The 14863-nt window shown below is 39.5% G+C and carries 14 protein-coding genes; 10 read left to right on the forward strand and 4 right to left on the reverse strand.

What is annotated here, in order from left to right; genetic code table 11:
• Positions 1 to 79: 79 nt before the first annotated feature.
• Complete coding sequence (locus RF53_RS05885; protein ID WP_006794446.1) at positions 80 to 760, reverse strand: HAD-IA family hydrolase; 681 nt, start codon at positions 758 to 760, stop codon at positions 80 to 82.
• The gene (ubiG, locus tag RF53_RS05890) at positions 760 to 1470 is read right to left on the reverse strand and encodes a bifunctional 2-polyprenyl-6-hydroxyphenol methylase/3-demethylubiquinol 3-O-methyltransferase UbiG (RefSeq protein ID WP_010557415.1); all 711 of its coding nucleotides are present in this window, start codon (positions 1468 to 1470) and stop codon (positions 760 to 762) included. The genes RF53_RS05885 and ubiG overlap by 1 nt, the downstream gene beginning before the upstream one ends.
• Before the next feature lie 177 nt (positions 1471 to 1647).
• Here ubiG and gyrA point away from each other — a divergent pair, with 177 nt between their 5' ends.
• The 10 genes from gyrA to RF53_RS05940 all read left to right on the forward strand — a co-directional run bounded on the left by gyrA (position 1648) and on the right by RF53_RS05940 (position 12536).
• Positions 1648 to 4347 carry a DNA topoisomerase (ATP-hydrolyzing) subunit A gene (gyrA, locus tag RF53_RS05895; RefSeq protein ID WP_008132953.1) on the forward strand — a complete coding sequence of 900 codons (2700 nt, stop codon included), beginning with the start codon at positions 1648 to 1650 and terminating at the stop codon, positions 4345 to 4347.
• Between the two features lie 117 nt (positions 4348 to 4464).
• Positions 4465 to 5547 carry a 3-phosphoserine/phosphohydroxythreonine transaminase gene (gene serC / locus RF53_RS05900; protein WP_039036917.1) on the forward strand — a complete coding sequence of 361 codons (1083 nt, stop codon included), beginning with the start codon at positions 4465 to 4467 and terminating at the stop codon, positions 5545 to 5547.
• A complete protein-coding gene (gene aroA / locus RF53_RS05905) occupies positions 5547 to 6824 on the forward strand; it encodes a 3-phosphoshikimate 1-carboxyvinyltransferase (protein ID WP_039036918.1) in 1278 nt (425 codons plus the stop codon). The genes serC and aroA overlap by 1 nt, the downstream gene beginning before the upstream one ends.
• A gap of 106 nt (positions 6825 to 6930) precedes the next feature.
• Positions 6931 to 7641, forward strand: coding sequence for a (d)CMP kinase (gene cmk, locus RF53_RS05910; RefSeq protein WP_039036919.1), 711 nt, complete (start codon positions 6931 to 6933; stop codon positions 7639 to 7641).
• Positions 7642 to 7736: 95 nt separating this feature from the next.
• Positions 7737 to 9404 carry a 30S ribosomal protein S1 gene (rpsA, locus tag RF53_RS05915; protein WP_006794164.1) on the forward strand — a complete coding sequence of 556 codons (1668 nt, stop codon included), beginning with the start codon at positions 7737 to 7739 and terminating at the stop codon, positions 9402 to 9404.
• Between the two features lie 67 nt (positions 9405 to 9471).
• Complete coding sequence (gene ihfB / locus RF53_RS05920; protein WP_006794165.1) at positions 9472 to 9759, forward strand: integration host factor subunit beta; 288 nt, start codon at positions 9472 to 9474, stop codon at positions 9757 to 9759.
• Positions 9760 to 9780: 21 nt separating this feature from the next.
• Positions 9781 to 10062 carry a lipopolysaccharide assembly protein LapA domain-containing protein gene (locus RF53_RS05925; protein WP_039036920.1) on the forward strand — a complete coding sequence of 94 codons (282 nt, stop codon included), beginning with the start codon at positions 9781 to 9783 and terminating at the stop codon, positions 10060 to 10062.
• A 2-nt stretch (positions 10063 to 10064) separates the two neighbouring features.
• Entirely contained in the window at positions 10065 to 11201 is a 1137-nt protein-coding gene (gene lapB, locus RF53_RS05930) for a lipopolysaccharide assembly protein LapB (protein WP_039036921.1), read from the forward strand.
• A 163-nt stretch (positions 11202 to 11364) separates the two neighbouring features.
• Positions 11365 to 12069: an orotidine-5'-phosphate decarboxylase gene (pyrF, locus tag RF53_RS05935; RefSeq protein WP_039036922.1), complete on the forward strand. Its 705-nt coding sequence runs from the start codon at positions 11365 to 11367 to the stop codon at positions 12067 to 12069.
• A 92-nt stretch (positions 12070 to 12161) separates the two neighbouring features.
• Positions 12162 to 12536 (forward strand): hypothetical protein, encoded by a 375-nt coding sequence (locus RF53_RS05940; protein ID WP_006794169.1) that lies wholly within the window; start codon positions 12162 to 12164, stop codon positions 12534 to 12536.
• Positions 12537 to 12573: 37 nt separating this feature from the next.
• On the opposite strand, the gene RF53_RS05945 is transcribed toward RF53_RS05940, so the two are convergent.
• Together RF53_RS05945 and RF53_RS05950 are read right to left on the reverse strand one after the other, a co-directional pair.
• A complete protein-coding gene (locus RF53_RS05945) occupies positions 12574 to 13410 on the reverse strand; it encodes a CvfB family protein (protein ID WP_006794170.1) in 837 nt (278 codons plus the stop codon).
• 2 nt (positions 13411 to 13412) lie between these two features.
• A complete protein-coding gene (locus RF53_RS05950) occupies positions 13413 to 14735 on the reverse strand; it encodes a DEAD/DEAH box helicase (protein WP_039036923.1) in 1323 nt (440 codons plus the stop codon).
• Between the last annotated feature and the right edge of the window lie 128 nt (positions 14736 to 14863).

Genomic DNA, 14863 nt, shown 5'->3' on the forward strand with positions numbered 1-14863 from the left:
CGGCTGCTTTTTTTATCATCAAGCTTTGCGTAAAAACTAACACAATCACAATATATAGTGTTTATATCTAAAATGGGCACTATATATGGTTAAATGCGTCAATAGGGCTACGCCAGTTAAAATCAGCTTTCCAAGTAAGAGCTTCTGCATCGCTTGGAATGTACCCCCACAGAGCAGTAGCTGTAGGCATACCTGCTGCTTTACCCGCTTGAATGTCTCGTTCGGCATCACCTATATATAAACAGCGAGCTGGTATTACGTCCATTAGTTTTGCGCAATGAAGTAAAGGTAGAGGAGAGGGTTTGGCTTCTTCAAGCGTATCACCGCTAATAACAACTGCCGCATTTTTTAAAGCGGGGATCGCAGCGACAAGCGGCTCAGTTAAAAAGCCAGGCTTGTTTGTCATGATCCCCCATTTGATCTTTTTGTGATCAAGTGAGATCAGTAGTGGTTCAATACCGGCAAAGCATTGAGTATATTTTGCAATGTTTTGGGCATAGCTATCGACCAATTGCTTTATCAACTGTGCTTGTGCAAGAGAGGGCCACAATTCTTTAAAACCCGCTTCCAATAAAGCTGCCGCACCATTAGAAGCCGCTGGGCGATATATTTCGCTTGTTACTTCGGCAATCTGATTTGCTCGTAATACACTATTAAGTGCAGCGCCTAAATCGTCAGCTGTGTCGAGTAAGGTGCCGTCTAAATCAAACAAAAACGCATCATATTGATAAAGTTCTAATGATGAACCTGCGCTCTTCATTACACCAACTTCTCAAAATGAAGGATATAATTAACACTAACATCATTATTAAGTGTGTATTGTTTAGAGAAGGGGTTATACGAAAGTCCTGAGCTTGCACGTACTTTTAAGCCCGCTTGCTCGGCCCACGCAATTAGCTGCGCCGGTTTAATAAACTTTTTGTGATCGTGAGTTCCCTCTGGAACCATTTTTAATAGTTTTTCAGCACCTACAATTGCGTACAAGTAGGCTTTCGGTGTTTTATTAAGGGTAGAGAAAAAAACATCAGCGCCAGGTTTTGCAAGTTTGGCAACGGCGTGAATAATTGAAGCAGGGTCTGGAACGTGTTCGAGCATTTCCATACAGGTAACAACGTCAAATCGTTCAGGGTGTTCTTCAGCAAACTGTTCTGCGGGTATTTTTATGTAATCTACATTAACACCCGTTTCTAGGCTGTGTAATTTAGCGACAGTCAAAGGCTCTTGCCCCATATCAATACCTGTTACCTTTGCCCCCATACGTGCCATACTTTGGCTTAAAATACCCCCACCACAGCCAACATCGAGTGTTTCTTTATCAAATAAACCTTGCGTTTTATTTGCAATAAAATCTAGGCGTAACGGATTAATTTCGTGAAGAGGTTTAAACTCACCCTCTAAATCCCACCAACGCTCTGCGATGGCTTCAAACTTTGCTATTTCTGCGTGATCTACATTTTGATGTTCGGTCATAAAATACTTCCTCGTCAATCTGAGGCCATTATATAGGCCTAAATTGATAAATCGCAAAGTTTTGCGCCTGTAAATTAAAATTAATTGTGATAGCATGTCTGTTAGTAATAATAACAATACTCTTTAAAACCTAATACTGGGTTATTAAGAGCTGCTACTGAAGGAATGTGATATCAAATGACTGATCTCGCCAATGAAATTCTGCCAGTCAATATTGAAGACGAGTTAAAAAACTCCTACTTAGATTACGCAATGAGTGTAATTGTAGGACGTGCATTACCAGACGTACGTGATGGCTTAAAGCCAGTTCACCGCCGCGTTTTGTTTGCAATGAACGAGCTTAGTAATGATTGGAACAAGCCTTACAAAAAGTCGGCACGTGTTGTCGGTGATGTAATCGGTAAATACCACCCACACGGCGATAGCGCAGTTTATGACACGATAGTTCGTATGGCACAGCCATTCTCACTACGTTATATGCTTGTAGACGGCCAGGGTAACTTTGGTTCTGTTGATGGTGATTCAGCTGCTGCTATGCGTTACACCGAAGTACGTATGGCTAAAATGTCTCATGAGTTATTAGCGGATCTTGAGAAAGAAACGGTTGATTTCGTTCCTAACTACGATGGTACAGAGCAAATTCCTGACGTTTTACCAACTAAGGTACCTAATTTACTTGTAAATGGTTCTTCTGGTATAGCCGTAGGTATGGCGACAAACATCCCACCACATAACTTAACTGAAGTTATCAATGGTTGTTTAGCATTAATTGTTAATCCAGATTTAACCATAACTGAGTTAATGGATTACATTCCTGGTCCAGATTTCCCTACAGCCGCAATCATTAACGGTAAAAAAGGGATTGAACAAGCGTATCAAACGGGTCGTGGCAAAGTGTACATGCGTGCACGTGCTGACATCGAAACAGACGAAAAAACGGGTCGTGAAACAATTATTGTTCATGAAATCCCTTATCAAGTTAACAAAGCGCGCTTAATTGAAAAAATAGCGGAGCTTGTTAAAGATAAAAAAATTGAAGGCATTAGTGCACTACGTGATGAATCAGATAAAGACGGTATGCGTATCGTTATTGAGATAAAGCGTGGTGACGTAGGTGAAGTGATTCTAAACAACCTATATGCACAAACACAGTTACAAACAGTGTTTGGTATGAACATGGTTGCACTCATCAATAACCAGCCTAAGTGTTTTAATTTAAAAGAAATGCTTGAAGAGTTTATTATTCACCGTCGTGAAGTAGTAACTCGTCGTACAGTATTTGATTTACGTAAAGCGCGCGACCGTGCACACATGCTAGAAGGTCTAGCGATTGCACTTGCCAACATTGACCCAATTATTGAACTTATTCGTAAGTCTCCAACACCAGCAGAAGCAAAAATAGCGTTAACTGCACGTTCGTGGGAATTAGGTAATGTTAAAGCAATGCTTGAAAAAGCAGGTGAGGCTAACGTTGCTCGCCCAGATTGGTTAGCTGATGATTTAGGTATACGCGACGGCCAATACTTTATTTCTGAGCAACAAGCTCAAGCGATTCTTGACTTACGATTACACAAGCTAACAGGCCTTGAACACGAAAAAATCTTAAGTGAATACCAAACACTGCTTGATTTAATTGCTGAATTGTTACACATACTGGCAAGCCCAGAGCGCCTAATGGAAGTAATTCGTGACGAGTTAGTTGAAATTAAGGCGCAATATGGTGATGAACGCCGTACTGAAATCAACGCAGCCGCGCATGATATCAGCCTTGAAGACCTAATAACTGAAGAAAATGTTGTGGTTACACTTTCTCACGAAGGCTATGTTAAGTATCAGGCGTTGTCTGATTACGAAGCGCAGCGTCGTGGTGGTAAAGGTAAATCTGCAACAAAAATGAAAGACGAAGATTTTATTGAGCGTTTATTAGTTGCAAACACGCATGATACTATTTTATGTTTCTCTACAGCAGGGCGTTTATATTGGTTAAAAGTATATCAATTACCACTAGCAAGTCGTGCAGCACGCGGTAAGCCAATTGTAAACTTATTACCTTTAGAAGCTGACGAACGTATTACCGCTATATTGCCAGTACGTGAGTACGAAGAAGATAAATACATTTTTATGGCAACAGCATTTGGTACAGTGAAGAAAACACCTTTAACAGCCTACAGCCGTCAACGTGCTAGCGGTATTATTGCCGTTAACCTAAACGAGGGTGATAGCTTAATTGGTGTTGATATTACTGATGGTACCAACGAAATAATGTTGTTTACCGATGCGGGTAAGGTTGTTCGCTTTAAAGAAGCTGAAGAATCTGCTGTTGTTGACGAAAATGGAAACCCAGTATTAGACGAAGAAGGTAACCCAGAAATTCGTTTCAAGGGTGTTCGTCCAATGGGCAGAACGGCAACGGGTGTACGCGGTATTAAAATGACCGACGAGCAACGTGTTGTATCGCTCATCGTGCCAAAAACTGATGGCGCAATATTGACTGTAACTGAAAATGGTTATGGTAAACGAACTCAACTTGAAGATTACCCATCTAAGAGTCGTGCGACACAAGGTGTTGTATCAATTAAGGTGAGTGAGCGTAATGGTGCTGTAGTAGGTGCTGTTCAAGTTGATGACAACGACGAAATAATGCTTATTTCAAATCGCGGAACGTTAGTGCGTACTCGTGTGAACGAAGTTTCAACAGTTGGTCGTAACACACAAGGTGTTATTTTGATCAGAACTATTGACGAAGAGCAAGTAGTTGGTTTACAACGTATAGAAGAAATTGAAGTTACAGAAAGTGACTTAATCAATACTGAAGACGTTGAAACAGTAGATACAGTTATAGATGAAGTCGTGGATGATAATCCTCCTTCAGAATAATTGAGATTGAAAAAGCGGCCTTGGCCGCTTTTTTTAATGTTGTTGAAAAAAATTAATACAGCGTGGATTTAATATTTTCATGTTGAGTGTATAAATTACTGGAATGAGGCAAAGGTAATGAGTAAATATAATTTTTGTGCAGGGCCGGCTATGCTTCCGCAAGCGGTAATGCAAAAAGCACAAAAAGAATTCTTAGATTGGCAAGACATGGGCGTTTCTGTAATGGAAATTAGCCACCGTAGTAAAGAATTTTTGGCATTAACTGCAAAATGTGAAGCAAGCTTAAGACGCTTAATGAATATTAGTGATGAATTTGAAGTTTTATTTATGCATGGTGGTGGTCGCGGTCAGTTTAGTGCAGTACCCCTTAACCTTCATCAAGCAGATAAAAAAGCTATCTACTGCGAAAATGGTGTGTGGTCTAAAAGCGCGACAGACGAAGCTAACAAGTTTACTTCAACAACCAGTGTTAATGTACGTAACGATGCAGATGGAAAATTCTCAATTAAAAATGTAGCTGATTGGGTTTTACCTGCAGATGCCTCATATATTCATTATTGCCCAAACGAAACCGTAGATGGCTTAGAAATTTTTGAGGTGCCAAGTCATCCAACGGCACCAATTGTTGCTGATATGTCGTCAACGATTTTATCGCGCGAAATTGATGTAGATAAATTTGATTTAATTTACGCTGGTGCGCAAAAAAATATCGGTCCATCAGGTATCGCTATCGTTATTGTGCGCAAAACATTACTTGATCGTGAAGGTTTAGCTAAGCCTGGTATTTTAGATTATGCACTCGAAGCGAAGCAGGGCAGTATGTTTAATACACCACCCACATTTGCATGGTACTTAGCTGCAGAAGTGTTTGAATGGTTAGAAGCCCAAGGTGGTGTAAAAGCGATGGAAGCCCAGAATATCGCTAAGGCTGAACTTCTTTATAATTTTATTGATGAGTCTCCTTTTTATTCAAATAAAGTAGCCAAGCATTGCCGCTCACGTATGAACGTACCATTTTGGCTTAATGATGAAAGCTTAAATGAAAAGTTTGTATCACAATCTAAAGAAGCTGGTTTATTAGCGCTTGAAGGGCACAGAATAGTAGGCGGTATGCGCGCAAGTATTTATAACGCAATGCCACTTGAAGGCGTACAAGCGCTTGTTGATTTTATGGCAGCTTTTGCGAAGGAGAATAGCTAATGGAGCAACTTCGTTTAGAACCAATATCGCGTGTTAACGGCTCTGTGACATTACCAGGGTCAAAAAGTTTATCTAATCGTATTTTACTGCTGGCTGCTCTGGCTAGCGGAACAACCGTTGTAGAGAACTTACTCGATAGTGATGATATTCGTCATATGTTGGGAGCACTAGAGCTTTTAGGTGTAACAGTAACACTTAATGAAGACCGAACAGTTGCAACTGTTCATGGTGTTGGTGGTGAGTTCAAAAAACCTAATAAACCTTTATTTTTAGGTAATGCTGGTACAGCATATCGTCCGTTAACAGCTGTTTTAGCAGCTGTTAAAGGTGAGTATGAGTTAGTCGGTGAGCCACGTATGGAAGAGCGCCCAATAGGGCACTTAGTTGATGCGCTTCAAGCCCTTGGTGGTGATATTACCTATACAAAGCACAAAGACTACCCACCGCTTAAAATTGTTGGTGGGCAAATTAATGGTGGCGAAGTTGAAATTGATGGCAGTATTTCAAGTCAATTTTTAACCGCTTTATTAATGGCAGCTCCATTATTCAGTGGTGATACGCAAATTACAATTAAAGGCACATTGGTGTCTAAGCCTTATATTGATATTACTTTAGGGGTTATGGCGCGTTTTGGTATTACCGTTGAACATTCAGACTATTCACTATTTAAAGTAAAAGGTGGCCAACAGTATCAATCACCTGAACGCATAATGGTTGAAGGTGACGCATCATCGGCTTCTTATTTTGTTGCAGCCGCAGCCATTGCTGGTGGCGAGATTGAAATTAAAGGTGTGGGTGCTAAATCGGTTCAGGGTGATATTGGCTTTGCGAAGGTGATGGAACAAGTCGGTGCTCAAATCGATTGGTACGATGAACGTTTAGTTGTGAGGAAAGGCGAGTTAAAAGGGGTCGACATAGACGCCAATGCCATTCCAGATGCTGCAATGACGTTGGCTACCGTTGCTTTATTTGCTAAAGGTCCCACAGCTATTCGTAATATTTATAATTGGCGTGTAAAAGAAACAGACCGCCTCTACGCTATGAGTACAGAACTTCGTAAAGTAGGTGCAAAAGTGGTTGAGGGGGAGGATTTTATTGAAATAACTCCGCCATTAACATTTAACGATGTCGCTATTGACACTTACGATGATCACCGGATTGCTATGTGTTTTGCCATGGTTGCAGTAGGCGGAAAGCCTATAACAATCAATGACCCTAAGTGTACCTATAAAACATTTCCTACGTTTTTCAATGTATTAGCATCAGTGAGTGAATAGGCTTTTTATAACTATTTATAAAAAGTTACACACTAATAGCAGATATATTTTAATAACTGACGTATAATGTCGCGGTTTATTTAGGTGTGCATTGCAGGAGGTTTAAATGCAGGCGTTATTAATGCCCGTGATCACCGTTGATGGCCCAAGTGGTTCTGGTAAGGGAACTGTTTGTCGTTTGTTAGCCGATAAGTTGGGTTGGGATGTATTGGATAGTGGTGCAATTTACCGCGTTTTATCCCTTGCAGCACTTCATCACCAAATCGCATTAGATAACGAAGAGGCACTTGTACCACTGGCTGCGAATTTAGACGTGCAGTTTTTGGTAGATAGCCAAACTAATGCTGGAAAAGTTATTCTAGAAGGCGAAGACGTAACAACCACTATTCGTAATGAAGAAGTGGGCGCAGCTGCATCAAAAGTAGCAGCTCTTCCTCGTGTTCGTGAAGCGCTATTAAGGCGTCAACGCGCTTTTAGAACCGAAAATGGTTTGATAGCAGACGGCCGTGATATGGGAACTGTTGTATTCCCAGATGCGCCATTAAAAATCTATTTGACTGCGAGCGCACAAGAGCGTGCTCGTAGACGCTTTGTTGAGTTGAATGAGCGTGGGCTTGATGTTACACTAAGTGGTCTATTAGAAGACATTCAAGCTCGTGATGACCGTGATATGAATCGCGCCGTCGCACCGCTTGTGCCTGCAGAAGATGCAATTGAACTCGATACTAGCGAGCTCAATGCACAGCAAGTGTTTGATAAAGTTATTACTTTATTAGATGCAGCTATCTCTGAAGGTAAACTTCCTAAACGAAGTTAAACACATTTTATGCACCAGCAGGATGCCAGTGCTATTTTAACAACCCCATGCAGCATGGTTGCTTATTGGTATTAATATATGAGACGTATATTCGTATGTCAGAAAATTTTGCGCAGTTATTTGAAGAAAGCTTAAAGGGTTTTGAAGCAGAGCAAGGCTCTATTGTTAAAGGTACAGTAATCTCAATCGAGAACAACATTGTACTTGTAGATGCTGGTCTTAAATCAGAAAGTGCTATCCCTGCAGAGCAGTTCAAAAATGCTGCTGGTGAACTAGAAGTTGCTGTTGGCGACGAAGTAGATGTTGCACTAGATGCAATCGAAGACGGTTTCGGTGAAACTATCCTTTCTCGTGAGAAAGCGAAGCGTCACGAAGCGTGGATCCGTCTTGAGAAAGCTTGTGAAGAGCAAGAGACTGTTACTGGTGTTATCAACGGTAAAGTTAAAGGCGGTTTCACTGTTGAAGTTGATTCAATCCGTGCTTTCCTACCTGGTTCACTTGTTGATGTTCGTCCAGTACGTGACACAACTCACCTTGAAGGCAAAGAGCTTGAATTTAAAGTAATCAAGCTTGATCAAAAACGTAACAACGTTGTTGTTTCACGTCGTGCAGTTATCGAATCAGAAAACTCACAAGAACGTGAAGAGCTTCTTGCTAACCTTGTTGAAGGTCAAGAAGTTAAAGGTATCGTTAAGAACCTTACTGACTACGGTGCGTTCGTTGACCTTGGTGGTGTTGATGGTCTACTACACATTACTGATATGGCGTGGAAGCGTGTTAAGCACCCTTCAGAAATCGTTAATGTTGGTGACGAAATCGCAGTTAAAGTTCTTAAATTCGACAAAGATAAAACTCGTGTATCTCTAGGCCTTAAACAGCTTGGTGAAGATCCATGGGCAGCTATCGCTGGTCGTTACCCAGAAGGTTCTAAACTTTCTGGTCGTGTAACTAACCTTACTGATTACGGTTGCTTCGTAGAAATCGAAGAAGGCGTTGAAGGTCTAGTACACGTTTCTGAAATGGATTGGACTAACAAGAACATCCACCCTTCAAAAGTTGTTTCACTAGGTGACACAGTTGAAGTTATGGTTCTTGAAATCGACGAAGAACGTCGTCGTATTTCTCTAGGTCTTAAGCAATGTATTGCTAATCCTTGGCAGGAATTTGCTCGTCTACAAAACAAAGGCGACCAAGTTACTGGTAAGATCAAATCAATCACTGACTTCGGTATCTTTATCGGTCTTGACGGTGGTATTGACGGTCTTGTACACCTTTCAGATATTTCTTGGAATACACCTGGCGAAGAAGCTGTACGTGAATTCAAGAAAGGCGACGAAATCACTGCTATCGTATTGCAAGTTGACCCAGAGCGTGAACGTATCTCTCTAGGTGTTAAGCAAATCGAAGCTGACCCGTTCAATAACTACCTTGATGCAAACAAAAAAGGTGCTATTGTTAAAGGTAAAGTGACTGAAGTTGATGCGAAAGGCGCAACTGTTGAACTTATCGAAGGCGTTGAAGGTTACATCCGTGTAGCTGATATCGCTCAAGAGCGCGTTGAAGATGCAACTACTGTTGTTTCTGTAGGCGACGAAGTTGAAGTTAAATACGTTGGTGTTGATCGTAAGAACCGCACTTTAAGCTTATCTGTTAAAGCTCTTTTCGAAGCAGAAGAGAAAGAAGTACTAGAGAAGCTTAAGAAAGAAGAGCCAGTGTTTGAAAACGCAATGGCAGCTGCTTTCGCAAATGCACAAAAAGACTAATAAATAATTAGTTTTTAGTTGGGAGGGCACTTTTGCCCTTCCTATATCTTTTTATTAAGGAAACGCTATGACTAAGTCAGAATTGATAGAAACACTTGCGGAACAACACGCACACGTTCCAGTGAAAGATGTTGAAAATGCTGTAAAAGAAATTCTAGAACAAATGGCCGGTTCATTATCTTCTTCAGATCGAATAGAGATCAGAGGATTTGGTAGTTTCTCTTTGCATTTCCGCGCTCCTCGCACAGGTCGTAATCCTAAAACTGGCGATACAGTAGAGTTAGATGGAAAGCACGTACCTCATTTTAAACCAGGTAAAGAATTACGCGACCGCGTCAATGCGAGCATTGCCTAGTTAATATAACGGAGTAGTTACTTGTTCAAGGTATTGAAATTTATTCTGGTAGCGCTGTGCCTAATTAGCGCATTTGTATTAGGGTCACAAAACCCGCAGTTAGTACAAGTAAATTATATTATAGCCAGTAATACTCTGCCTTTAGCTGTAATAATAAGTTTCTGCTTTTTGTTAGGTGTTCTAATAGGTTGTTTTATAAGCTTTAAGCTATTCTCTCAATTAAAGTGGCAAAATTACCGTTTGAAAAAACAGTTAGCGCCTGAGAAAAATAAAAACAAGCTTGACGTTAATAAAGACACCTAATTATGATTGAGCTTTTGTTTTTACTACTACCTGTTGCAGCCGGCTACGGTTGGATTATGGGTAAAAACAGTGCTAAAAATCATGCTCACCAACTTAATCGTCAAATAACTTCTGAATACAGTAAAGGGCTTAAGTTTTTATTAGACCGCGAAGAAGATCAAGGTTTAGAACACTTAATAAATTTACTAGAGGTTGCAGCGGATTCAGTTGAACATTACTCTACACTTGCCACTATGTTTCGTCGCCGAGGCGAATTAGACCGCGCAATCAAAATCCATGAACTTCTTTTAAAACATCCAAGTTTGAGTGAGCAGCAAGCCGCTACTAGTCGCTTAGAATTAGCCGAAGATTATATAATGGCTGGATTGCTAGATGGTGCAGAAGAGCATTTGGTTTGGTTGGTCAAAGCAGGTCATGTAGAAGCTCTCGATCCTATTATTACCTTATACTCGCAAACTCGTGAGTGGGATAAAGGCATTAATATGTTTGAATCTCACAGCGAATTATTCTCTAAAGAGCAACAATTTAAGGCTATCGCGAATTTTTATTGTGAGTCTGCCCTTAGTGACAGTACTCCTCAAATTATGCGAAAAGCAATTAGCCTAAACTACAAAGCCGTTCGGCCTTTGTATGAGCTAGGTGTTATCGCTTTTTCTAAAGAAGATTATGTTAAAGCGATATACTATTGGCGTGAACTTATTTGCCAGTTTACTTTGTTTGCCCCCTTATTCATTGATGATCTGGCGCATAGCTATAAGCAACTAAATTTAACGTATCAATTTCATGAGTTAGTAAACGATTTACTAGAGAAGGGTGGTGTTCTAATAAAAATAAAACATTGCCAAGCTCTTTTAGAGCAAGGTCATACAAAACAAGCTTTCGATTTTTTAACTGACAGTTTAAAAAGACAACCTACGATCAGGGGGTTTAGTTTTTTACTGCAGCTAATGGGTGATCAAAATAAAAATACAAAAGAAGTACTTAATGAAATTGATAGTCTTGTAACGTCATATATTGCTACTAAGCCAGATTTTCAATGCCAGCATTGTGGCTTCACAAGTTATACGATTTATTGGAATTGCCCTTCTTGTAAACATTGGGAAACCATTGTCCCAAGTAGAGGTTTAGACGGATTTTAATAACCCCTAAATACTTAATTATTGTAATGCCCTTACAAATTCGACTAGAAGTTTAACTAGCATCTATATACTAATTAAACTTCCTTACTCACTTTGTGTAAGTTTGCCTTGATAACTAAGTTGAATATATAAAAACTCTTTACTGCTATAGATTAGGATAACTATGTCTTTCGAAAATTCAAAAAAAGTGCTTATCGCTTTAGACTACGACGATCAAGAAACAGCATTAGCATTTGTAAAACAGCTTTCGCCCGATACTTGTCGATTAAAAGTAGGCAAAGAAATGTTTACTTACTTTGGCCCTGAATTTGTAAAAGAGTTAATTGAACTTGGTTTTGATGTATTTTTAGATTTAAAGTTTCATGATATTCCTAATACAGTTGCAAAGGCAGTTACAGCTGCTGCAAAAATGGGCGTTTGGATGGTAAATGTTCATGCGTCAGGCGGGTATGAAATGATGCACAAAGCAAAAATTGCTTTAGAAGAATTTGGAGATAGAGCACCAATTCTTATTGCTGTAACTGTGTTAACAAGTATGGATGAACCAGAATTAAAACGCTTAGGTATAAACAAATCACCAGAGGAGCAGGTAATATACCTTGCAAAACTAGCTAAGGAAGCAGGCCTTGATGGTGTTGTTTGTTCTGCTCAAGAAGCGAATGTTTTAAAGGCTGAACTTGGTGAGCATTTTAAATTAGTTACACCAGGTATTCGCCCTGAAGGCAGTGAAGCAGGCGATCAAAAAAGAATAATGACTCCAAAACAAGCAATTGAAGCTGGCAGTGATTATCTAGTTGTAGGCAGACCGATTACTAAAGCAGCAAATCCAGTAAAAGTACTGCAAGATGTTAATGAATCTATAAAATAATTTACAAAAAACAGCAAATAAGTACTAAACCCCTTACGTTATGTGTAATTTGTGTTACATTTATAATATCAAAATGATGTAAGGGGTTTATTTTGAAGCTATTATTTGGTTCAGTGTTAATTATCATTGCAGGCTTTTCAGTTAACAAACATGTATTTTCTAGTAAGGCTTATGATGGCGTTACAACAGTAACAGACGTTATATCAGCTTATCCTGTAGACATGTTTGATTTTAAAAAAACAATGAAGGATTACGCCCACCACCTTTGCTACAGAAATTCTGACGCGTTAAATGCTCAAGATATCACTGTCAGTGATTGTTTAACTCATCATGATGAAAAGAAATTGGAGTGTGAAATAAAGGTTTTTAGATTAGCGCCGCAAAACTTAGAATCAGAAAGGGAAGTACTTAATTACTCAAGAGAGTATACACAGTGTACATTGCCTTATAAGTATATTTTAGGGTAAGCACTCACAATATAAAGATATCATGAGCGCTATAAAATTATTTAGATTTTAAGCGGATAGATTTCGCTTCTATCTCAATAAGCTCTTGTTTAAATAATCCACCAATTGCTTTTTTATAGTTAGCTTTACTTGTTGAAAATACTTTCTTAATAAGTTCAGGATCAGATTTATCGCCAATGGCGAGTATGCCGCCTTCGTTTTTAAGCTTTTCCATTATTTTATCGCCAAGCTCACTTACTTTACCCATGCCTGGTTTTTCGAGTACAACATCAATTTTTCCGTCTTCTCGTACTTTTTGAACAAAGCCTTTAAGCTTTTGCCCTACAAATAAGTTTTTGAATACCATATTGTAAAATACAACACCAAAGTGAGACTCTTCTATAAGCACCTTGTAGCCAATATCTGTCTTACCAGCAACAATCAAATCAACCTCTTGTAGGCGTGTGTATTCAGGCTCATCCTTTGATAAAAAGCGATTAAAGTTTGTTGAAGCACAAATGCGTTGACTTGCATTATCAAGATACAAACGAACAAGATAAGAATGGCCCTCTTGCATACGTGGCTTTTGTTCATTAAATGGGGCTAATACATCTTTTTCTAAACCCCAGTCTAAAAATGCACCAATACTATTTATTTCCTTAACACGTAAAAGGGCGTATTCACCTACTTGAGCATGTGGCTTTTTAACAGTCGCCGTTGGTAAATTAGCATTATCTAAATATATAAATACGCTAATGCTGTCACCAGCTTCAAGTTCATCTCTGATTTCGTTTTTTGGTAAAAAAACTTCACCTAAATCATGACCGTCCAAGTAAGCGCCTTCATTACTCACTTCTTTTACAAATAGGGTTTGTGTTGTTCCAAGGTAACTCATAATTATTCCTGCTCAGGCTTTTTTTTACGGCGCATTGGTGAATCGCCATCGATATTCATAGGGGCTTTAATGGGTGCCGCTGGTTTTTTAGGTTTTGCTTTACGTTTAATTTGTGGCTTTTTAACCTGCGTTACTTTTTTAGCTTTAACAGTTGCAGCAGGTTTTTTCTCTTTTATCCCTTTAAATTTAGCTTTAAGTCCGTCAATAGTTGCAAATTTAAGCTCATCATTTAAAAAAGATTTAATTGCTAAATAACTAGCCCAATCTTTAGGGCCTACTAACGAAATAGCGGTACCTTTAAAACCAGCACGTCCAGTTCTACCTATTCTGTGAACATATTCTTCAGCATGTTTTGGCAAATCAAAGTTAATTACATGCGTTACGCTTAACAAATCTAAACCACGGGATGCGACATCAGTGGTAATTAATATCTTGAAGTTTCCTCTGCTAAACGAGTCCATAATGTCTAAGCGTTTGCTTTGTGTTAAATCACCCGCTAGTGCGACTGATTTAAATCCTTTGTTGTTTAGCTCTTCGCTCAAACGACTTGTATCTGCGCGGGTGGCAGTAAATATTATGCATTGGCCAACTTCGTCTTGCTTTAAAAAGTGTGCTAATAACGCTTCTTTGTGATCTAGGTGGTCGGCTAAGTAGAGTGTTTGCGTTATATCGCTGTGTTGTTCGTTTGCAGCACTAAGCGTGATCTGTTTTGGTTTTTTTAATAAATTACGCGAAAGAGCATCTACTTGGGCGTGGTCTAGGGTTGCTGAAAACAATAATGTTTGTCGAAGGCGGTGATTGGCTTCGTCGTTAATTAACTTTAGTTGTTCAGTAAAGCCCAGATCTAAAATACGGTCTGCTTCATCAAAAATTAGCAGTTCTAAACCACTTAATTGTAACGAGCGTTTGGTAACATGATCGGCCAAACGACCGGGTGTTGCCACTACAAACTGTGGGTCGTTCCTTAATGCTTTAATTTGGTCATTAAAGTTTTCACCACCTAATACTTTTACAGCTTTAATCGCCGTGCCCGCTATTAACAAACGCAACTGTGTAAATACTTGCGTAGCTAATTCGCGTGTAGGGGCAACAATAAGTACACGTGGATCGCGTTTACTGAGTGCTTTTTGTTTCATAACCCGTTGTACTGCCGGTAATAAAAACGCCAAGGTTTTGCCCGACCCAGTCTTTGACTGAGCAAAAATGTCATGCCCTGCAAGTGCGGTAGGCACTGCATGTGCTTGAATGTCTGTGGGCTGGGTGATCCCTTGATGTGCTAATTGTGTTTCAAGGCGAGTATCAATCCCAAGATCAGTAAAGTGCAATGTAATATTCTCCAATGTGCAACTTAAATTAATTGCTGCATTATAGCGTACACATGGCTTATCCCGACAGCAAAAAGCAAAGTATGATGCTATTTTTTGCAATTAATCTAAAAAAGCGTAAAATACGC

This window comes from Pseudoalteromonas sp. ECSMB14103 (genome assembly GCF_000813065.1).
Lineage (GTDB): Bacteria > Pseudomonadota > Gammaproteobacteria > Enterobacterales > Alteromonadaceae > Pseudoalteromonas > Pseudoalteromonas marina.

Coding starts and splice junctions, on each gene's coding strand:
- RF53_RS05885 (WP_006794446.1), bottom strand. CDS start 760: ATGAAGAGCGCAGGTTCATCATTAGAACTTTATCAATATGATGCGTTT.
- ubiG (WP_010557415.1), bottom strand. CDS start 1,470: ATGACCGAACATCAAAATGTAGATCACGCAGAAATAGCAAAGTTTGAA.
- gyrA (WP_008132953.1), top strand. CDS start 1,648: ATGACTGATCTCGCCAATGAAATTCTGCCAGTCAATATTGAAGACGAG.
- serC (WP_039036917.1), top strand. CDS start 4,465: ATGAGTAAATATAATTTTTGTGCAGGGCCGGCTATGCTTCCGCAAGCG.
- aroA (WP_039036918.1), top strand. CDS start 5,547: ATGGAGCAACTTCGTTTAGAACCAATATCGCGTGTTAACGGCTCTGTG.
- cmk (WP_039036919.1), top strand. CDS start 6,931: ATGCAGGCGTTATTAATGCCCGTGATCACCGTTGATGGCCCAAGTGGT.
- rpsA (WP_006794164.1), top strand. CDS start 7,737: ATGTCAGAAAATTTTGCGCAGTTATTTGAAGAAAGCTTAAAGGGTTTT.
- ihfB (WP_006794165.1), top strand. CDS start 9,472: ATGACTAAGTCAGAATTGATAGAAACACTTGCGGAACAACACGCACAC.
- lapB (WP_039036921.1), top strand. CDS start 10,065: ATGATTGAGCTTTTGTTTTTACTACTACCTGTTGCAGCCGGCTACGGT.
- pyrF (WP_039036922.1), top strand. CDS start 11,365: ATGTCTTTCGAAAATTCAAAAAAAGTGCTTATCGCTTTAGACTACGAC.
- RF53_RS05945 (WP_006794170.1), bottom strand. CDS start 13,410: ATGAGTTACCTTGGAACAACACAAACCCTATTTGTAAAAGAAGTGAGT.